The sequence below is a fragment of the Gluconacetobacter dulcium genome, from assembly GCF_014174165.1.
Lineage (GTDB): Bacteria > Pseudomonadota > Alphaproteobacteria > Acetobacterales > Acetobacteraceae > Gluconacetobacter > Gluconacetobacter dulcium.
In genome coordinates this window covers 41,766-61,676 of the sequence record NZ_JABEQN010000024.1, presented here as the reverse complement: position 1 = coordinate 61,676, position 19,911 = coordinate 41,766, and the positions used below count along the sequence as shown (strand labels likewise).

The following is a 19,911-nucleotide window of genomic DNA, read 5'->3' as shown; positions in this document are numbered from 1 at the left end:
GACCGTCTGTCAGGGCACCGTCACCGGGCCGGCCACCGCTTCGACGGTCATCAGCACCACCCGCGCCCGAAACCCCCGCTCCGTTCCCGGCACGGGCGAGGCGATCTCCAGCCCAGCGCCCATCTGCGCGGCAATGGTCGCGGCAATGGCCAGTCCCAGCCCGCTGCCATCGGCCGCACTGCCCCCCCGCACGAACGGTTCGGTCAAACCCGACAGGATGGCGGCCGGCAGGGCCACGCAGTCATTGACGATATCCACCACCCCGGCCCGCGACAGCGTCACCGCGATCGCGGCATCGGGCGTGCCATGATGGGCCGCATTCTCGATCAGGTTGCGAAACAGAATGCCCGCCGCATCGATATCCCCGCGCGCGAACAGCGCCTCCATCCCGTCGCACGCCACCGTCACGACGGGAAAAAGCGGCGGCATATCGGCAAATTCCTCGGCCAGAATCTGCAACACCGCAATCAGGTCGAACCGCTCGTCCCCCATCGCGACCCCCGACGACGCGCGCGACAATTGCAGCAGTTTCTCCGTCATCCGTCCCAGCCGACGGATCTGCCCGATCATGGCACCCACCCGCCCCGGCGCCTCGGGCTCATGCAACTGCTCGCGCAGCATCTGCGCCTGCGCCAGCAACGCGCCGATCGGGTTGCGCAGCTCATGCGCCGCATTGGCCGCGAACGCCCGCTCGCTCGACAGCGCCTTCTTCAGCCGGTCCAGCAGCAGGTTGACGGCCATATGGATGGCCGACAGTTCTTCCGGCAGGTCCAGCGCCGGGATGGGGGCCAGATTGCCGCCGCCGCGCGCGCGAATTTCCTCCTGCAAGACCGTCAGCGGCCGCAGCGCCCGGCGCACGACCCAGCGCACCAGCAGCCATACCGCGGGCAGAAACACGATCATCGGCAGGATCGAAATCAGCGTCGCCCGCCTCACGGCCTCGCGCCGATGAAAGGTCGGCTCGCCCACCAGGATGTACTGACCACCGTCATACGCCTTGACGACATAGACCCGAAAGCGCGGCCGGTCGTAAAATCCGCCCCGCACCACGGGGACGAAGGTCTCGGTCGGCGCGTTCTGCGATCGCAGCAGCAACCGCCCATCCGGGGTGGCGATCTGGTAGGCCAGCGTGCGCGGCCCGACCTCCGGCAGCAGCGCCACGGTGCCCCCGGTCGGCTGCACGGCATGGGCGGCAATCACGAACTCCAGCCGCTCGGCCACTTCCTGCAACGAATTGTCCAGCCGCTCCGTCACCTCGTAGCGCGTGAACCCCGCCACCAGCACGCTCAGCAGCGCCAGACAGCCCAGCACCACCACCAGCACCCCGGCCATGATGCGGGTGGCCAGGCTCCAGCGTCCGTCGCCACGCCACGCGGCCTTCCCCGCAACCAGCGCCGGCAACGACCCGGCCTCCCGGTCCAGACGCCCCCTCATGTCCCCGCCTCGCGCGCCAGCCGATACCCGCGCCCCCGCACGGTCAGGATCAACCCGGCCCCCACCTTCTTGCGCACGCGGCTGATAAAGACCTCGATCGCGTTGCTCTCGATTTCCTCGCCCAGACCATACAGCGCATCCTCGATCTGCTCGCGCGAGCAGATGGCCCCGGCCCGCCGGGCCAGCAGCGCGATCACCGCCCATTCGCGCGCCGTCAGGTCCACCTCCCCGCCCTCGCGCGCCAGGCGCTGCCGGCCCAAATCGATCTCCACGTCCCCCAGCACCAGCCGGTTGCTGGCCAACGCGCCGTACCGGCGCGAAACCGCGTCGATCCGCGCCAGCAATTCGTCGAAATCGTAGGGTTTGACGACGTAATCGTCCGCACCGTCCGACAGGCCGGCGATCCGGTCGCTGATCTGGTCCTGCGCGGTGGCGATCATCACCGCCATCACCGATCCCCCCCGGCGGATCTCGCGCAGCAGGTCCCGCCCGCTGCCATCCGGCAAGCCCAGATCCAGCAGCAGGAAATCATAGGCGATGGCCCCCAGCGCGGCCCGCGCGTCAGCCAGCGTGGTAAACCAATCCGCGGCATGCCCGGCCCGGCGCAGCCGCTCCTGCACCGCCGAGCCCAGCGGCCTCTCATCCTCGACAACCAGGATCCGCACGGCGTCCCCTATCCTTTTTTCCGCTCCCGCATCACCCGCGCATAAAGCGAAGGCAGCACCAGCAGCGTCAGCACGGTAGACGACACCAGCCCGCCGATCACCACCGTCGCCAGCGGCCGCTCGACCTCCGCCCCCGCACTGGCCGAAAACGCCATCGGGAAGAAGCCCAGGCTGGCCACCAGCGCGGTGGCGATCACCGGGCGAAATCGCTGTTCCGCCGCCTCGAACGCCGCCCGCGCCACATCCATGCCGATGCGGCGCAGATGCTGGATGTAACTCACCAGCACCACCCCGTTCAGGATCGCAACCCCGAACAGGGCAATGAACCCGATCCCGGCGGAAATGCTGAATGGCAGCCCCCGCGCCCACAGCGCCAGAATCCCGCCCGTCGCCGCCATCGGCAGATTGACGAACACCAGCGCCGCCGACGCCACCGACCCCAGCGCCAGCACCAGCAGCGCGAAGATCAGCGCCAGCGCGATCGGCACCACGATCTCCAGCCGCGCCATGGCCGATTGCAGGTTGCGGAACTGCCCCTCCCACGTCAGCCGATAGCCCGGCGGCAGATGCACCCGCGCCGCCACCGCCGCCTGCGCCGCCGCGACATAGGAACTCAGATCCCGCCCCCGCACATTGGCCTGCACGATCAACCGGCGCTGGATCCGGTCGCGGCTGGTACGCGGCGGCCCATCGACCACCGACACACGCGCCACCTGCGACAGCAGCACGGCCCCCGTCCCATCGGCCCGGCGCACACGCAGGCCCGCGATCTGCTCCACCGATCCCACCTGCTCGGCGGCAAAGCGGATCTGCGTATTCACCACCGCATCATCCATGATCACCGGGCGGCCGATATGCCCGCCCACCGCCTCCACGGTGTCCAGAATATCGGCCATCGTCACATCCAGCCGCGCCGCCCGCGCCCGATCGACATCGACATGAATAAACGGCACGGTCCCGTCCCCCTGCGCCGCCACATCCGCCGCCCCGCGCACGCTGTTCAGCGCCGCCACCACCTGGTCGCCCAGCCGCGACAGCACCTCCAGATCCGACCCGTAGATCGACACGGCGATCTGGCTGCGCACGCCCGACAGCAGATCGTCCATGCGCATCTGCACCGGCTGGCTCCACGAGAACCGCGCATCGGGCAGCCGCTCGCGCAACGCCCGGTCGAAGGCCGTCACCAGCCCCACCTGCGCGCGCGCGGTCCGCCACTGCGAAGGGTCCTTCAGAAAGATGAAACTGTCCGTCTCGTTCACGCCCATCGGATCGGTGGGGATGGCAGAGGTGCCGGTATTGCTGACCACGGTCGCCACCTCGGGAAAGCCCATCAGGATCTGCTCCTGCTTCCGGACCGAGGCCAGCACGGTCGGCAGCGACGCGCTGGGCAGGCGCGTCGTGGTCACGGTCAGCGCCCCCTCCCCAAGCTGCGGAATGAACTCCCCCCCCAGCCGCCCGGCCAGCACGACCGAGACCAGGAACACCGCCACCGTAGCGCCGAACAGCGGGCCAGGATGGCTCTCCCCCCAGCGCACCGCCGGCCCGTAGCGGCGGCGCAACGCCGCCACCAGCCACGTATCGCCATGCCCCCGGCTGCCCCGCATCGCCAGCGCCGCGATCACCGGCACGCAGACCACGCAATAGGCCAGCGAGGCCAGCAGCGCCATGATGACGGTCTGCGCCATCGGGCGGAACATCTTCCCCTCGATCCCCTGCAAGGTCAGGATCGGCAGATACACCATCACGATCACCAGAATGGCGAAGGCGACCGGCCGCAGCACCTGCGTCGTCGCCGACACCACCTGCGTCCGCAGGTCGATCGTGCGATCGGCCGCGCGTATGGCCAGCAGATGCTCCACCACCACCAGCGAACTGTCGACGATCATGCCGAAATCGATCGCACCGAGGCTCAGCAGGTTGGCCGAAATGCCGAACTGCCGCATCCCCGCCATGGCGCAGACCAGCGCGAAGGGAATGACCGAGGCAATGACCAGCGACGCCCGCCAGTCCCCGATCACCACCACCAGCACCCCCAGCACCAGCGCCGCCCCCAGCAGCAGGTTCTCGCGCACGGTGGCGATGGTGCGGTTGGTCAGGTCGGAACGGCTGTAATAAGGCTCCAGCGTCACCCCGGCCGGCAACGCGCGCCCGATCACAGGCAGCGCATCGCGAATGGCGGCCAGCGTGGCGTCCGAACTCGCCCCCTGACGCATCATCACCACACCGATCACGATCTCGCCCCGCCCGTCGCGCGTCACCGCGCCCAGCCGCGTGCGCGGCCCCATCGACACAGCGCCGACATCGCGCAGACGGATCGCGGTGCCGTCGGCATTGCTGCGCACCGGCAATGCGCCGAAATCGTCCAGGGTGCGGATCAACCCACGCCCGACCACGACCTGCTGCTCGGCATGGTGCTCGATCCACCCGCCGCCCGAGGCCGCGTTGTTGCCGTCCACCGCCCGGTAGACCTCGCCGACCGACACGCCGTACGCATTCAGCCGTGCCTGATCCAACGCCACCTGAAACGTCTGCTCGGCCCCGCCATTGACGTTCACATCCACCACGCCGGGCACCAGCTTCAACTGCGGCACCACGCTCCAGGTCATCAGCCGGTTCAGATCCATCAGCGACCGACCGGCGCCACGGATCTGGATCTGCATGATCTCGCCCATGCCGGTCGCCAGCGGCCCCATATTGATCGAAAGCCCCGGCACCGCGATCAGCGACCGCGCCTGCATGATGCGCTCGTTGACCCGCGTGCGGTCCAGATCGATGTCGGTCTCGTCGTCGAACTGCACATAAACGACCGAAACCCCCGACCGCGAGACCGATCGCAGGTCGTTCATCCCCGGAATCCCGGCCATGCTGGCCTCGACGGGGAAGGTAATCAGCCGCTCGACCTCCTCGGTCGCCAGTCCGGGCGCCACGACCGACACCAGCACCTGCCGGGGCGAGATATCGGGCACGGCCTCCACAGGCAGCCCCATCACCGCCACCATTCCGGCCAGCATCAGCGCAACGGCGCCCCCCAGAACCACGAAGCGGTTCGCCTGGAGCAGATTCAACAGGGCTAGCATATCAGTCGTCCCCGCCCACCCCGGCCAGCAGCACCATGGATTTCAGGGCAAAACTGCCATGAGCAGCCACAGCCTGCCCCGCCGAAAGGCCGGAAAGAACGACCACCCGCCCCTCACGCTCCACACCAAGCGTCACCGGCACCGGCCGATAGCTGTCCGCCCCCTCGCGCACGAACACCACGTCCCGGCCCGCGATCCGCTGCACCGCTTCGGCCGGCACCAGCATCCCGCTCCGTCTGTCGGCCGTCTCCAGTTCCGCATCCAGCATCATGCCCGGCCGCAACACGCCATCCGGATTGGGCACGACGCTGATCACGCGCACCAGTCCCGAGACAGGCGACGCCGCGCCGCTGACCGAACTGATCCGGGATTCGATCCGCCGCCCATCCAGCAGCACGCTCTGCCGCCCGCCCACCACCAGCCGCGCGGCGTCCTGCGGCGACACGTCGGACACGATCCAGACCGACGACAGGTCGATCAGCGTCGCCGCCACCTGCCCGGCCTCGATATCGCCGCCGGCCGACACCCCCACATCCTGCACCATGCCGTCGATCGGGGCGAGCAGCGACGAGGTCTCGTCCCCGCCAGTGGTCGTCCGCTCGCTGACGGAATTGAATTCCTCCTCGAAGCGATGCGCCATGGTGCCCACATCCGCCTGTCGGGCCGCCACGGTGCTGCGCGCCTCCTGCAATACCGCCAGCCGGCGCCGGAGCTCCCCCTGCGAAACGGTGCTGCCCGCCAGCATCTCGGCCCGTTTCCACGCCGCCTCGGCCTCGGCCCGCGCCGCCAGCGCGCCCGCCAGCGCGGCCCGCATCTGCACCGCCTGCAAGCGCGCGACATGCAGTGAATGATCCAGGTAATCGACCAGCACGCTCGCGCGCGCCACATGCTGCCCGGCCATGACATGCACCCGCAGCACCTTGCCCGCGCCCACGGACCGCACACGCACGATCCGCGTCTCATCCGCCATCACACTGGCCAGCACCGGCAGCATCCGCGACAGGCTCCCCGGCCGCGCCACGCTGTCGGTCAACTCCTCGGCCCGCCGCGCCTCAGCCCCGATCGTCACCGGCTCCGGCAGCACCGGCGCATCGGCCCGGACGGCGGAAGACAGGAAAAGACAGCCCATCCCCACCACGCACGCCAGGCGTGCCCGCACATCCCTCATGGCGTCACCCCGGTCGCGATGGCGGCACGCAAGATGGCCGCATGCCAGCCGATTTCGGCGGAATTCAGCGCCAGAATGGCGTTATAGGCCCCCAGCCGCGCCCGCAATGCCTCGATCAGCGTCGTCTCTCCCACCTGCCAGGACCGTTCCATCTCGTCGGCGCGCCGGTTCAGCGCGGCGGCCGACATCCGCGCGCTTTCCAGCGTCGTCCGCGCCGCATCCAGCCGCGCGCGCACCTGCGCCAACTCCACCCGCACCATGCGCCGTGCCTGCGTTTCCTGGCTGCCCGCCGCCGCCAGCCGGTTCCGGGCATCGGCCATCATCGGCACGTTGCGCGCCTCGCTGGGCAGCGGCACCGAAATCTGCACCCCCACCCGGCTGTCCCAAGGGCTGCCATACTGCCCCTCATGGATCGCCCCGACCCCGATTTCCGGGTTGGGCATGAAAGACGCGCGGGCCAGCCGCACCGCTTCCTGCGCGGCGGCCACATCCCGATGGGCCGCCCGCACGCGCGGGTCGTTATCCTCCACCACCTGCGGCATATCCAGCCGCGTGCGCGCCAGAAAGCCCGCGTCGTAGGACAGGATGTCCGGCAGGCCGGGCCGCCCCAGCAGCACCGTCAGCGCCGCATCGGTCGTCGCCACCTGCTCGCGCGCCAGCCCAACCTCGGTGCGCGCGGCGGCCAGTTCGGCGGCGGCCGCCTGCTGGTCGGCCGCCGTGGATTCGCCCACACGCTGCGCCCGGCCGACCGCATTGCCCACGCGCTGCATCGCCTGCACCAGCGACAGCGCCACCGCCAGCCGGCGCTGGGCGATCACCAGGGCAGATGCCGCTTCCAGCACCCGCACCGCCACGGCCATATGCGCGACATTCAGCTTTTCCTGGATCGACGCGGATTCGGCCTGCGCCACGCGCCGCGTCGCGGTGCCCTGCCCCGGCAGCCACAGCGGCACCGAAACCGTACCCTGATAGGTGGTATAACCAACGTTCGAGCCGATCAGATGATCGTCATAATATTGCGCCGAAACCACCGGCCCACCGGGAAACCACGATTTCGCGGCATCCGCCCGCGCATCGGCCGACTGGCGGTTGGTCGTCAGTTCGGAACGGGTCGGATCGATCGCCCACGCGGCACTCACCGCCTCATGAAACGACAGCTCGGCCGCCCGCGCCCCACCGGCCGAACCGGCCAGCAGCCCGGCACCCAGCAGCCCGGCACCCGGCATCACGGCCAGCATCGCGGCCAGCATGACACCCAGGCCCGGCTTTTCGACACCGCGCCGACGCAACAAGCCCCCTGGCATCCATCCGTCCCCACGCTTCGAATGGCCCGCTGCCATCCCTGTCGAAAGCGCGCTCTAACACACCAAGCTGACAGGACCCTGAACGCGGGGCGGGGTCGCGGGCGCCACAGGAGAATTTACGCGCGCCCCGCTGACTTTCGCGGGGTTTTGGCCTATGTCTGCGCCCATGACCGACACACCGCTCTCGCTGATCCGCAATTTCTCGATCATCGCCCATATCGACCACGGCAAGTCGACGCTGGCCGACCGGCTGATTCAGGCCTGCGGCGCGCTGACGGCGCGCGAAATGACCAACCAGGTCCTGGACAATATGGAGCTGGAGCGCGAGCGCGGCATCACCATCAAGGCGCAGACGGTGCGCCTCGCCTACCCGGCCAAGGACGGCAAGACCTACGTCCTCAACCTTATGGACACGCCGGGCCACGTCGATTTCGCCTACGAGGTCAGCCGCTCGCTGGCGGCCTGCGAGGGCTCGCTGCTGGTGGTCGACGCCTCGCAGGGCGTGGAAGCCCAGACGCTGGCCAACGTCTACCAGGCCATCGACGCCCATCATGAGATCGTACCGATCCTGAACAAGGTGGACCTGCCCGCCGCCGAGCCCGAGCGCGTCAAGGCGCAGATCGAGGAAGTCATCGGCATCCCGGCCGACGACGCGGTCCAGATCTCGGCCAAGACCGGCCTGAACATCGAAGGCGTGCTGGAAGCCCTGGTCACCCGCCTGCCCCCGCCGGTCGGCGACGACACCAAGCCGTTGCAGGCCCTGCTGGTCGATAGCTGGTACGACCCGTATCTCGGCGTGATCATCCTGGTGCGCGTCAAGGAAGGCCGGCTGAAGCGCGGCATGCGCATCCGCATGATGTCCAACGGCTCGGTCTACAACGTCGATCAGGTCGGCGTCTTCGCGCCACGCATGACGCAGGTCGACGATCTGGGTCCGGGCGAGATGGGCTACGTCAACGCCGCGATCAAGACGGTGGCGGACTGCAATGTCGGCGACACGCTGACCGACGACCGCCGCCCGGCCGAAGCCCCGCTGGCGGGCTTCAAGCCGTCGATCCCGGTGGTGTGGTGCGGCCTGTATCCCGTCGATGCCGACGATTTCGAAAAGCTGCGCGACAGCCTGTCCAAGCTGCGGCTGAACGACGCCTCGTTCCATTACGAGGCCGAGACCTCGGCGGCGCTGGGCTTCGGCTTCCGCTGCGGCTTCCTGGGCCTGCTGCACCTGGAGATCATCCAGGAGCGCCTGAGCCGCGAATTCAACCTGGACCTGATCGCGACCGCGCCATCCGTGGTCTATCGCCTTTACCGTACGAACGGCGCGATGGAGGAACTCCACAACCCCGCCGACATGCCCGACGGCTCGGTGATCGAGAAGATGGAGGAACCCTGGATCGTCGCCACCATCATGGTGCCCGACGAATATCTGGGCGCGGTGCTGACCCTGTGCACCGAGCGGCGCGGCATCCAGAAGGATCTCACCTATGTCGGCAACCGGGCCATGGCGGTCTACCGCCTGCCGCTGAACGAGGTGGTGTTCGATTTCTACGACCGGCTGAAATCGGTATCGCGCGGCTATGCCAGCTTCGACTACCAGATGGACGGCTACGAAGAGAGCGACCTGGTACGGATCTCGATCCTGGTCAATCTGGAGCCGGTGGACGCCCTGTCCTTCGTCGCCCACCGCTCGGCGGCTGAAAGCCGTGGCCGCTCGATCTGCGCCAAACTGAAGGAGCTGATCCCCCGCCAGCTCTTCAAGATCGCGATCCAGGCCGCGATCGGCAGCCGCGTGATCGCGCGCGAGACGATCGGCGCGATGTCCAAGGACGTGACGGCCAAATGCTATGGCGGCGACATCTCGCGCAAACGCAAGCTTCTGGAAAAGCAGAAGGAAGGCAAGAAGCGCATGCGCCAGTTCGGCAAGGTCGAAATCCCCCAGAGCGCCTTCCTGGCCGCCCTGAAGATGGACCACTGACGGAACGACTGACGCACGACAGCCCCGACCAAGGCCCCCATCACGGCCCCCGTCACGGCCCACTCCACCCCTCGTGCGCCGCCGCGGAAGCGGCGCACCTTTACCCCCTTGCGCCGGCCGGAATTATTGCTATGTTCCCGCCCCATACCGACGGGCTGGCCGACAAGGCAGTCCCGCCAGTGCGCCGGAGAGATGGCCGAGCGGCTTAAGGCGCACGCTTGGAAAGCGTGTGTGCGTTAATAGCGTACCGTGGGTTCGAATCCCACTCTCTCCGCCATACCTTCTAAGGCATTGATTTTACAGCGAAAATTTATGGGTTCCCGCCTTGTGTCACATGAGGGGCGCCAGATTTGCAGACGCCTTCCATGCTCGGACGGCATCACCCATGGTATGCCCGCATCCGAATCCCGTACAGATCAGGCGCGGCATCCACCGTTCGAGCGAAGCCCGGGAGGCCGACATCAGGGCTTTCATCGGCGTCCATAACGAACAACCCAAGTCCCTCAAATGAACCAGGTCCGCTGACGACACTCTACAGGCCGTCAAGCGATTCTGCCTCCATACTCCCAAAATCAGCGAAACTTCAGAATCAGGACACTCTCGACCCTGCCCCACCCGGACCGTACTCAGTCCGCCAGGGTCAGGCGACAATCCGGGTCCCGTGCCATGTCACGCAGGACAGACGCGAGCGCCGTCTTCTCCTGCGCGTCCAGGTCCTGCAACGGCGGCCGGACGGCCCCTCCGTCAAAACCGCGCATCGTCATCGCCGCCTTCACCGTCTGAGGCTGGCCATATTGCCGTGCAAGGGCACGGAATTCGTACCAAAGCCGATGCAGCCGGCCCGCCAGAGCACTGTCCCCGGCCTCGATCGCGCGATAGCTCTGCAGGAGCAGTTCCGGAAACGCGCCACTATTGGTCGAGCTGATCCCGTCGAACCCTGCCGCCATCGGGCCGAGAAATGCCAGGTCCGAAGCACAGAACAGACGGATACGGTCCTTCAGCCGGCCCACGATGCGATCGATTGCCGCAGGAGACAGGTCTCCCTGCTTGATCGCCACCATCCCCGGCAGGTCGGCGATCTGCTCCAGCGTGGCAGGCGAAAGCGTAATACCGATCCCCGGCGCGTTGTAGACCAGGATACCGGTTCGAGACAGCGGCGCCATCTCACGGAAGAACGCCACGATCTGCTCGTCCGTCACCTCGGAAACGAAAGGCGGCGTCACCATGGGAATACCCCCAAGATCACCGGCAAGGCCCGTCAGCTCCCGCACCACCCGCGGGTCCGACCCTGCCGCGCACAGCATGACCGGCACCCTGTCCCCCACGACATCCATCACATGCCGGAAGACATCCGCACGCTCCTGCGTGGAAAGCGCGGGAAACTCGCCGTAGGTCCCGCCGATCAGCAGACCGTCGAATCCCAGGTCCAGAACGCGCTCGACATTGCGCGCGAGCCCCGGAAAATCAATCGCATGGTCGGCCGTAAACGGCGTCATGGTGATGTTGAACAGGCCGCGCAGGCGCGCGCGGCTCTCTTCGAGCGTTTTCATTGATATATTTATCCTGAAAGAAGAAAAAAACCGCGGGTCAAAGGCGATTTGCGCATCGGACCCGCGAGGGATCACGCAGGGCGCAGCACCATGCCGCGATCGAGCGTTCCCAGCACGCGATGGCCGGTCTCCGTCACGACGATCGTTTCACTAACCCCGACCGTGAAACGGCCATAGATCCGCAATGCGGGGGGCAGATGAAAAGCCATTCCGGGTTCAAGCTCGGTTTTAACCCCGGCATTCAGGCTCAGGATGCCCCCCTCGCCCCAATCCGGGGCAAACGAGATTCCAACGCTGTACCCAAGACGTTTACGGAAATTCTCCGTATATCCCGCCGCATCGACAATGCGCTGGCAGACATTATGCGGCGTCTCGCAGGTCACGCCCGGACGGATCGCCTCCAGTGACGCCGCCAGGGCGTCCTGGCAGACCTTCATCATTTCACGCGCCTGCTCCGGCGGCGTCCCGACCCAAGCGGTGCGCATGAGCGCCGCGTGATAACGGTCATGACAGGCGGCCATTTCCAGAAAGACGCCGTCACCGGAGGCGATCGGCCCGCGGCGCCATGTGCCATGCGGCACGCCGCTGCGCCGCCCTGCGGAAACCAGAGGCTCCATCCCCATATATTCCGAACCGGCGGCAATGGCGTCATGCATCATGGCGGCGACGAGATCGTTTTCCGTCCCACCGGCCCGTACCTGGCCCAGACCGGCTTTCATCCCCGCATCGACATAAGTCGCGGCACGCGCCAGCTTCCCGATCTCGGCGGGCGACTTGATCGCGCGCAGGGATTCGGTAATGCCCCCCGCATCATGCAGCGTCCCCAGGGCGGCAACCATCCGGTCATAGACCGCTACGGGAAAGAACCAGCCGCTCTTCTCCACACCGACCCTGCGGCCCTTCAATCCTTTCTGCCGGAGCAGCGCGTTGAGCACGGCCATCGGGTCGTCGCTATCGCCGAAAGGATGGATATCGGTCAGGAACGTATTGGCCACCAGATTGAAATATTCCAGTTGCCTGACGACGAATGACGGCTCGCCGGAAACCGGCAGAAGCAGACACTGGAACGTATAATATCCCGGCGTCTGCTGCCCCGTCAGATAATAGATGTTCTCCGGGCTGGTCACCAGCATGGCATCCAGGCCCGCCTTCTGCATGGCCTGCCGGGCCCGGTCCTGCCGTCCGGTAAATTCGTCCCGGGTAAACGTCGCTTCCATTCCAGACGTGACGTCCTGTGCTGCCATCATGTCAGCAGGTCTCCATGAACAATTGAGGTTGAGTAAGGGTCGCATCGAACGCAAGGCCAAAGCCCGACCGCTCCATCCCGGCCAGACCCACCGCACCATCCCGGTAGACGAGGCCGGAAGCCGGATCGTCCGCCAGACCGTCCGCGCCATACAGTTCCGCGAAGCGCGGGGTGAGCACGCACGCGGCATGCAGCGCGGCCGCTGTGGCAATCGCCCCCTCGTTCATCTGTCCGATCATCAGCGTCACACCGGCAGCCTGGAGCATCCGCGCGGCCGAAAGCAGCGCGGCCAGCCCACCCAGCTTGACCAGTTTCAGATGCGCCATGGGCGGGCGCGTCATCTCCGCCAGCCTGCGGCAGGCCGCCATGTCGGCCAGGCTTTCATCCAGCATCAGCGGCACGGGGCTGCGCGCCGCGACACGCTCCAGCACGGCCCAGTCCCCTGCCGCGACAGGCTGCTCGACATAGTCGAGACGGAACGCCGCCAGCCTGTCCAGCGCGGTCAGGGCCGCCCGCTCGTCCCACTGGCCGTTCGCGTCGGCCGACAGCGTAATGTCCGCACCGAAATGGTCGCGCAACCAGCGCAACCGGTCCAGATCGGCATCCAGATCCGCTCCGATGCGAATCTTCAGTTGCGTGAATCCCCGCGCTACATACGCAATGCAACGACGCTGAAAGGTCGGCATATCGCTGAAGAACAGGGTCTGGTTGGTCGGATGACGAACCACCCCGGTCCCACCCAGCATGTGGGCCAGCAGAACGCCCTCGCGCCGGGCCAGAAGATCATGGACGGCCAGATCGACCAGCATCCGCACGGGCGCCGGCACCGAAAGAGGCAGTGCCGCGACAAAGGCCCGCAAATCCGCGCTCGCCTCGGGCCAGTCGCACGGCGATACGAAGCGCCGTGCCGCATCCAGCACCGCCTGCGGCGCCAGACCGGTCAGATAGGCTATGTTCAGCCGGACTTCGCCGACGCCCCGATGCACGCCGTCGTCCAGCAGAAGATACAGCGCGTCCAGCGCCTGCACCGCGCCGGAGGACGCGGTATGCACCGCCATTCCACCCGCATAGTGCAGTTGCGCGCGTCGCAGGGTGGCGCGCAGGCTCATCCCGTCACCACCGGCGGCATGAGACGGCAGACGATATCGACATAGATGCGCGTGGCATCGGCCAGTTCACCGATGGTCACGAACTCGTCGGGCTTGTGCGCATTGGCCAGGTCGCCCGGACCGATCACCACGCCCGATGCACCGGCCTCGCGAAAATGCACGAGATCGCATGCGCCCTGAAAGCCGAACGGCCCCGGCCGGGCAATATCCGCCGCCGACGCCGCGGCCAGAGCGGCCACGCTCAGGGGCGCGTCGGGCGCGGTCTGCGTCGCGCCCCCCGTGGTCGGCTTGTAACCGGTCACCTTCGCCACGATACCCTCTACCTGCCGGGCACGCTCCAGCAGGGCCAGGATATCGGCCTTGGCGGCCTCTTCATCCTCGCCCGGCACCAGGCGGCGGTCCAGCAGCAATTCGCAGGCGTCCGGCACCACATTGTCGGCCTTGCCGCCGCCGATGCGCGTCACACACAGGCTGGCATTGCCGACCAACGGATGCGTGATATGGCGGATCACCCCGCCATGATGCGCCTCGATCCGTGCCATCAGCCGCCCCGCGTCATAAATCGCGTTCCGGCCCAGTTCCGGTGTGCCCGAATGGGCGGTCACGCCCTCGACCAGCACGATCGGGCGCAGGCTTCCCTTGTGCGCCGTAAAGACGGCATTGGAGGTCGGCTCGCCGATAATCGCAAAATCGATCGCCGGACAGTCGCGGGTGTAAAAGCGCGCTCCCTGGCTGGAAACCTCCTCGTCCGCCACGAAGACGGCAATCAGCGTGCCAGACCACGCCGCGCGCGAGGTCGCGAGAATACGCGCGGCCTCCAGCATGGAGGCCAGCGAGCCCTTGCAGTCGCAGGCGCCACGCCCATACAGCCGCTCGCCCTCGCGCGTCATGCGCAGCGCCTCATGCGTCCACCCCGATCCGACGGGCACGGTGTCCATATGCGTGTTGAGGGCGAAGACGGGGCCAGGGCCATTGCGCAAGGTGGCGGAAATATTGGGCCGATCCGGCGCATATTCGGCAATGGCGATTTCGAAGCCCAGCGGCTCCAGTTCCCGTGCGACGAAACGCGCCACTTCCGTCTCATGTCCAGGCGGATTCTCGCTCGGCATAGCGATCATTTCCGCCAGATCGGAAACCAGCCTGTTGATATCCGGACTACAGCTCATCGTAAAAAACCATCTACAGATCGGTTGAAGAAGAAAACGCACCCGCATGGGGCATCGCATGCGTCAGGAACCGGCGAAGGCGCGGATTGGCATCCGCGGAGAAAGCCTGGCCGGCGGCAGCCTCGGCCACGATTTCCCCGCCTTCCATGAAGACGATGCGATCCGCGACCTTGCTGGCGAAGGCAATGTCGTGCGTCACGATGATCTTGGTCATCCCAGCCAGGGCATCGGATCGGAAAAGCGCCTGAAGCGCCTCGATCGATTCCGGATCGAGAGCCGATGTCGGTTCGTCGAACAGCATCAGTTCGGGCCGCATGACCAACGCGCGCGCAATCGCGACACGCTGCTGCTGGCCACCCGACAGTTCATGCGGATAGCGATCCGCCTTGTCCGCCAGTCCGACAGCCGCCAGCAGATTCATCGCCCGCGCATCGGCATCCGCCAGAAACCCAGCCCCGGCTGTCCGGGGCGCCAGCAGAAGATTGGCCCGTACATCGAGATGTTCGAACAGGCAATAATCCTGAAAGACCATGCCGATCATCCGCCGGACCTCGGTGGCCGACACATGCCGCGCCATCAGGTCCCGTCCCCGAAAGAGGATCTGCCCGCTATCGGCACGGAGCAGCAGGTTCAGGCATCGCATCAGCGTGGACTTGCCCGATCCCGATGGCCCGAGAATGACCACGGTTTGCCCTTCTGCCAGATCCAGCGTGCAATCGTGCAGAATCCGATGGGTTCCGATCGTCAGGCAGAGGCTGCGCAGCGACAGTACGGATGCCGATCCGCTCATCGCACATCCCCCCCGGCCGGCAGGAGATGACGCAGCCACCCCCGTCCATTATCGCTCCTGCGGCGGGGCGAGACATATCGCTCCAACCTGTATTGAAGCAGCATGAACAGGGTCGTGAACGCCAGATAATACAGCGCGGCGGCGCTCAATGCTTCCAGATAACGGAAGTTGGCGCTGGCAGCCTGGTCCGCGACCAGCAGAAGTTCCTGCACGGCAATGACCGAGACGAGAGAACTGGTCTTCAGCATCCCGATGACCTGGTTGCCCAGCATGGGCAACACGACCCGAAATGCCTGCGGCGCCACGACATGCCGAAACACCGATACCGGCGACATGCCAAGCGCCAGTGCGGCCTGCCGCTGACCCGGTCGCACGGCATCCAGGCCCGAGCGCACGATTTCAGCCATATAGGCACCTTCGTTGAGCGACAGCGCGACGATGGCGCTGGTCAACGCCGGCAGGCGCACGCCCAGCAGAGGCAACACATTGTACACGAAGACGATCTGCAACAGCACCGGCGTGCCCCGGAACAGCCACAAATACAGAAAGATCGGCCCACGCAGGAAACGACCGGCCCGCCCGAGTTGCCCCAGTGCCGCCAGCACCCCGACGAAACTGCCCAGCACCAGCGAGGCGACGGTCAGGAGCATCGTCATGCCCGCACCGCGCAGGAAGGGCGCGGAGACGACAAAGTCACCGATATAGGCAAGCCCGTCCCACACCGGGTGGACCACCCTGGCAGCCTCCCCCGTCCCGCCGGGCAACCGGTCCGCCTCCAGATGCCACTTGCGCAGCAGGCGGTCGAACGTACCGTCGCCATGCAGCCTGTCCAATGCCTGCTGCAGGCGGGCATGAAGTTCGCCATCCCCCTTGCGAATGGCGAACCCGATCCGGGCGTTCTCTCCGAACGGTGTACCGACGACACGATATCCACCCGGTACCTGCGCCTCCAGCACCGCGGCTCCGAAGCGCGACGTAAACGCACCGTCGGCACGCCCCTGCAACAGATTCAGGGCCGTATCCTGCGCGGTGGGATAGGCCAGCACCGTCAGGGGCGGCCGCCCCGCGTCGCGGCATGTGCGATCCGCGACATGCGCGTCGCGTTCCTCGATCCCGCCAAGCGTGACCGCAATACGTTTTCCGCAAAGGCTCAGATCATAACCGGTAATCGCCGACGCCCCCTCCGCCCGGACCAGCACCATGTTGTCGATGGTCATGTACGGAACGAATTCCACCGCCTGCTCCCGCTCGGGGCTCAGATACATGGCGGAATTGATCAGATCGATCCGGCCGCCCTGCAATGCCGGGATAAGGCCACCGAATTCCATGTTTACGGCGTCGGCCTGCACCCCCATCTTTCCGGCCACGGCCTGGGCAAGGTCGATGTCGAACCCCGTCAGCGTTCCATTCTGCACGAACTCGAACGGCGCAAACGTCGCGGCCGTCCCGTAGGTCAGCTTCCCGGCCACAGCCAGGCCCTCAGCCCGCGCGGGCAGGACCGCGCCGAACAACAGAAGAGGCAGAACGAAAGACCTGAGGTCACGCAGCGACATGAGATTCCAGAGCGTTTGGATACGTGCAGGATTGTCTTTTTTTTATAAATTAAGACAACGCCTTTCGCACGATCATGTCAAGCACGAAATGAGAAGGCATCCCCCCCCGTACCCTGCTTGCCGAAGTCGGAAAATTGTCTCTGAAAGTAGAATAAAATCAGGTGTTTGGGATATCGATCAGCACATGGGCCGCACTGAGAGCCTGATCGAGATGCAACGACATCAGAATGGAGGCGCGCTGCAATTTCCCCTCACCCAGCGCCGCCATGACGGCCAGATGCTCCTCGCACCACAGATGCACACGCGCACGGTTCGAGTAACCGCCGAACTCCAGCAGCCGACGCAGACGGCTCTGCTGTCTCATCGCCTGGACCACGAACGTGTTATGAGAAAACTCGGCGACCATCTCATGAAAACGACTATCCGCTTCGAACAGGACCCGAGGCTCCAGCGCATCGACATCGGCGCACGCGATCTGCCGATGCTGCTGGATGCTCTGCTCCAGTTGCGCGTGATCGACCCGGAAACCGGGCAGAAGAATCGCCTGGGGCTCGAACATGCGACGAAACTGGAAGCTTTCTTCAAGGGCTGCCCCGTTATCCAGTGCCTGCACGAACGACCAGTTTCGCGCCCCGTTCGATTGCAGCAACCCGTCATCCGTCAATCGCCGAAGCGTCTGGAGCATCACGGTCCGGTCGGCCTTGTAAAGCGCGGCAAGGTCTCTCTGCGTGAAGTCGTTCGCAATCCGCCCGGCCAGCCGATCCCGGACCAGACGGATATAAAGATCCTGGTCAGGCGTCGGAGGAGGCGACAGCGCGATCTCGTTGATCGAATCCAGCGCCATTTCCAGGAAATATCCCTGGTTGCGCCGCGCCTGGACAATCCCGCGCGACGCCAGGATCTGCAATGCGGACCGCACCGGCGTCCGCGAAAGGCCCAGTTGATCACTCAGCCATTGCTCGCGCAGATGGTATCCCCGCTCCGCCCGCTCCCGTCGCAGAAGATCGACGATCGCGTTGGCTATCGTATATTGCCGATGGACACTCGACCGCACGGGGAGCAAGGCACTCGTATTCACTGTCATTCCTGCAATGCGACATGTCGGAGAAGCGACGCCCGACATGCTATCATAAGCATGCCGGTATGCATTGCCAAACGGCGCCCGCCGGCAGCGGAGCCCGTCAGACGGACATGCACGCCGCGACGATGCGCTCGCAGGTCGCCCGCAGCGTATCGGTCTCGATCGCAAAGGCCAGTCGCAGGTGCCCCGGCGCCCCGAACGCCGTCCCCGGCACCAGTGCCGCCCGTGCGGACTCGATCAGCCATGCCGCCATGCCGACATCATCGGCAATGCCCAGCGGCTGCCCCGAGCCGGCCAGCCACGCCCTCACGTCGATAAAGACGTAAAAAGCACCGTCCGGCTGCCAGGCACGCAGGCCCGGAATCCGTGCGACCATATCCATGACGATCGCCCGGCGGACTGCCAGCGTTTCCAGCCACCCCTCCAGAAAGACAGGCGGTTCGACAAGTGCCGCGATCGCCGCGCCCTGGCTGATACTGCTCGGGTTCGAGGTACTCTGCGACTGTAGAATATCCATCGCCCGCACCAGCCATTCCGGCCCCGCCGCATAGCCAAGCCGCCACCCCGTCATGGCATGGCTTTTCGACACGCCATTGACCGTCAGAACACGGTCACGCATGTCCGGCCTTACCTGTAGCGGCGTGGAGAATGGCACCTCATAGCGCAGCGGCTCGTAAATATCATCCGCCAGCACGAGAATATCGGGAAACCCGTCCAGGACCTCCAGCAACGCACGCAGGTCTGCGGCCGTGTACACCGCCCCCGTCGGGTTGCCGGGGGAATTGAGCACCAGCCAGCGCGTACGCGGCGTCATGGCGGATCGCAACATTTCGGGCTGTAATTTCCATCCCGACGCCATGGTCGTACCCACCGCGACCGGCCGCCCCCCGGTCAGGCGGATCATATCGGGATACGACACCCAATACGGCGCAGGCAGGATCACCTCGTCACCGTCATCGAGCGTGGCCAGAAATGCATTGAAAATAAGCTGCTTGGCGCCATTCCCCGCGATAATCTCCGCATTCCGGAACGAAATGCCGTTGTCGCGTTGGAATTTTTCCCGAATCGCTTCCTTCAGGGACACCGTTCCGGAGACTGCGGTATATTTCGTCTCTCCACGGTCGATCGCGCGCTTCCCCGCCGTCACGACATGCGCCGGCGTCGCGAAATCCAGCTCGCCCTCGCCCAGATTGGTGATGACGATTCCCTGCGCCGCGGCCGCACGCACCCGGTCCGAAACCGCCGCCGTCGGCGACGCCCCGACGCGCGACATCCGCTCAGAGAGACGCCCAGAGGCGGTCGCCGCAGCGGAAATCTCAGACAAATTATTATTATTCAATGCATTAATCCCACATCACGAGCCAATGAAAACGGCTCGGGGCGCGCCGATGCCCCTGCTTTCCGTCGACATTGTATTTATTTTGTCATTTAGATCAATCTGGGCTGGATTTTTATTTCGATAATGGATTATGTGCATGTCAGGCCGTCGCGTAATCGAAACATTACCGACCCAACCTGGGGGAGTGACTCAGCATGACGCTTTTGCTGGTTCGGTATCCTGAAGAGGATGGCGGATATTTTTCTGCTGCTGCCGCCCTGTGGGCAGAACGCTGCAATGCGACAGTCATGCAGTCCGATGTCGTCTCTTCGCATTTCTCAGACTCGGTAAAAGAATTTCCGACGCAGGACGGCTACCTCGCTCATGCGGGCTGGCTCTGGGTAGACAGGTTTCGTCCGAACGTCCCATCATGGCCGTTCTCCGACGAGGCGATTCTGGCGCGTGCGGCAACCTGCGG

14 protein-coding genes and 1 tRNA gene are annotated in these 19,911 nt (G+C 65.8%); 2 read left to right on the top strand and 13 right to left on the bottom strand.

Translation table 11 applies throughout. From position 1 onward, the window contains the following. Positions 1-9: 9 nt before the first annotated feature. From HLH25_RS16545 to HLH25_RS16525, 5 genes are all read right to left on the bottom strand, one after another. Positions 10-1,332: a sensor histidine kinase gene (locus tag HLH25_RS16545; protein WP_246402614.1), complete on the bottom strand. Its 1,323-nt coding sequence runs from the start codon at positions 1,330-1,332 to the stop codon at positions 10-12. 98 nt (positions 1,333-1,430) lie between these two features. After that, positions 1,431-2,099, bottom strand: coding sequence for a response regulator (locus HLH25_RS16540; protein ID WP_182975114.1), 669 nt, complete (start codon positions 2,097-2,099; stop codon positions 1,431-1,433). Positions 2,100-2,107: 8 nt separating this feature from the next. After that, complete coding sequence (locus tag HLH25_RS16535) at positions 2,108-5,176, bottom strand: efflux RND transporter permease subunit (protein ID WP_182975113.1); 3,069 nt, start codon at positions 5,174-5,176, stop codon at positions 2,108-2,110. Between the two features lies 1 nt (position 5,177). Next, the gene (locus tag HLH25_RS16530; protein ID WP_246402604.1) at positions 5,178-6,344 is read right to left on the bottom strand and encodes an efflux RND transporter periplasmic adaptor subunit; all 1,167 of its coding nucleotides are present in this window, start codon (positions 6,342-6,344) and stop codon (positions 5,178-5,180) included. Beyond that, positions 6,341-7,648, bottom strand: a complete 1,308-nt coding sequence (locus HLH25_RS16525) for a TolC family protein (protein WP_246402602.1) — start codon at positions 7,646-7,648, stop codon at positions 6,341-6,343. The genes HLH25_RS16530 and HLH25_RS16525 overlap by 4 nt, the downstream gene beginning before the upstream one ends. A 166-nt stretch (positions 7,649-7,814) precedes the next feature. Here HLH25_RS16525 and lepA point away from each other — a divergent pair, with 166 nt between their 5' ends. Together lepA and HLH25_RS16515 are read left to right on the top strand one after the other, a co-directional pair. Then, positions 7,815-9,620 (top strand): translation elongation factor 4, encoded by a 1,806-nt coding sequence (lepA, locus tag HLH25_RS16520; protein ID WP_182975112.1) that lies wholly within the window; start codon positions 7,815-7,817, stop codon positions 9,618-9,620. Between the two features lie 186 nt (positions 9,621-9,806). After that, positions 9,807-9,897 (top strand) — tRNA-Ser (locus HLH25_RS16515). A 349-nt stretch (positions 9,898-10,246) separates the two neighbouring features. On the opposite strand, the gene HLH25_RS16510 is transcribed toward HLH25_RS16515, so the two are convergent. From HLH25_RS16510 to HLH25_RS16470, 8 genes are all read right to left on the bottom strand, one after another. After that, positions 10,247-11,170, bottom strand: a complete 924-nt coding sequence (locus tag HLH25_RS16510) for a dihydrodipicolinate synthase family protein (protein WP_114726326.1) — start codon at positions 11,168-11,170, stop codon at positions 10,247-10,249. Between the two features lie 71 nt (positions 11,171-11,241). Then, positions 11,242-12,417, bottom strand: coding sequence for a M24 family metallopeptidase (locus HLH25_RS16505; protein ID WP_220791865.1), 1,176 nt, complete (start codon positions 12,415-12,417; stop codon positions 11,242-11,244). 1 nt (position 12,418) lies between these two features. Then, complete coding sequence (locus HLH25_RS16500; RefSeq protein ID WP_220791864.1) at positions 12,419-13,525, bottom strand: mandelate racemase/muconate lactonizing enzyme family protein; 1,107 nt, start codon at positions 13,523-13,525, stop codon at positions 12,419-12,421. Next, positions 13,522-14,691: a M20 family metallopeptidase gene (locus tag HLH25_RS16495; protein ID WP_182975111.1), complete on the bottom strand. Its 1,170-nt coding sequence runs from the start codon at positions 14,689-14,691 to the stop codon at positions 13,522-13,524. Before HLH25_RS16495 ends, HLH25_RS16500 begins: the two co-directional genes overlap by 4 nt. A 13-nt stretch (positions 14,692-14,704) precedes the next feature. Next, a complete protein-coding gene (locus HLH25_RS16490; RefSeq protein WP_182975110.1) occupies positions 14,705-15,481 on the bottom strand; it encodes an amino acid ABC transporter ATP-binding protein in 777 nt (258 codons plus the stop codon). Beyond that, positions 15,478-17,034, bottom strand: coding sequence for an ABC transporter permease subunit (locus HLH25_RS20055; RefSeq protein WP_220791863.1), 1,557 nt, complete (start codon positions 17,032-17,034; stop codon positions 15,478-15,480). The genes HLH25_RS16490 and HLH25_RS20055 overlap by 4 nt, the downstream gene beginning before the upstream one ends. A gap of 157 nt (positions 17,035-17,191) precedes the next feature. Next, positions 17,192-18,118 (bottom strand): GntR family transcriptional regulator, encoded by a 927-nt coding sequence (locus HLH25_RS16475; protein ID WP_220791862.1) that lies wholly within the window; start codon positions 18,116-18,118, stop codon positions 17,192-17,194. Positions 18,119-18,215: 97 nt separating this feature from the next. Continuing rightward, the gene (locus HLH25_RS16470) at positions 18,216-19,388 is read right to left on the bottom strand and encodes a pyridoxal phosphate-dependent aminotransferase (RefSeq protein WP_182975122.1); all 1,173 of its coding nucleotides are present in this window, start codon (positions 19,386-19,388) and stop codon (positions 18,216-18,218) included. Positions 19,389-19,911 lie beyond the last annotated feature (523 nt).

Coding starts and splice junctions, on each gene's coding strand:
- HLH25_RS16495 (WP_182975111.1), bottom strand. CDS start 14,691: ATGAGCTGTAGTCCGGATATCAACAGGCTGGTTTCCGATCTGGCGGAA.
- HLH25_RS16530 (WP_246402604.1), bottom strand. CDS start 6,344: ATGAGGGATGTGCGGGCACGCCTGGCGTGCGTGGTGGGGATGGGCTGT.
- HLH25_RS16470 (WP_182975122.1), bottom strand. CDS start 19,388: ATGTCGCGCGTCGGGGCGTCGCCGACGGCGGCGGTTTCGGACCGGGTG.
- lepA (WP_182975112.1), top strand. CDS start 7,815: ATGACCGACACACCGCTCTCGCTGATCCGCAATTTCTCGATCATCGCC.
- HLH25_RS20055 (WP_220791863.1), bottom strand. CDS start 17,034: ATGTCGCTGCGTGACCTCAGGTCTTTCGTTCTGCCTCTTCTGTTGTTC.
- HLH25_RS16490 (WP_182975110.1), bottom strand. CDS start 15,481: ATGAGCGGATCGGCATCCGTACTGTCGCTGCGCAGCCTCTGCCTGACG.
- HLH25_RS16500 (WP_220791864.1), bottom strand. CDS start 13,525: ATGAGCCTGCGCGCCACCCTGCGACGCGCGCAACTGCACTATGCGGGT.
- HLH25_RS16535 (WP_182975113.1), bottom strand. CDS start 5,176: ATGCTAGCCCTGTTGAATCTGCTCCAGGCGAACCGCTTCGTGGTTCTG.
- HLH25_RS16475 (WP_220791862.1), bottom strand. CDS start 18,118: ATGACAGTGAATACGAGTGCCTTGCTCCCCGTGCGGTCGAGTGTCCAT.
- HLH25_RS16505 (WP_220791865.1), bottom strand. CDS start 12,417: ATGATGGCAGCACAGGACGTCACGTCTGGAATGGAAGCGACGTTTACC.
- HLH25_RS16525 (WP_246402602.1), bottom strand. CDS start 7,648: ATGCCAGGGGGCTTGTTGCGTCGGCGCGGTGTCGAAAAGCCGGGCCTG.
- HLH25_RS16510 (WP_114726326.1), bottom strand. CDS start 11,170: ATGAAAACGCTCGAAGAGAGCCGCGCGCGCCTGCGCGGCCTGTTCAAC.
- HLH25_RS16545 (WP_246402614.1), bottom strand. CDS start 1,332: ATGGCCGGGGTGCTGGTGGTGGTGCTGGGCTGTCTGGCGCTGCTGAGC.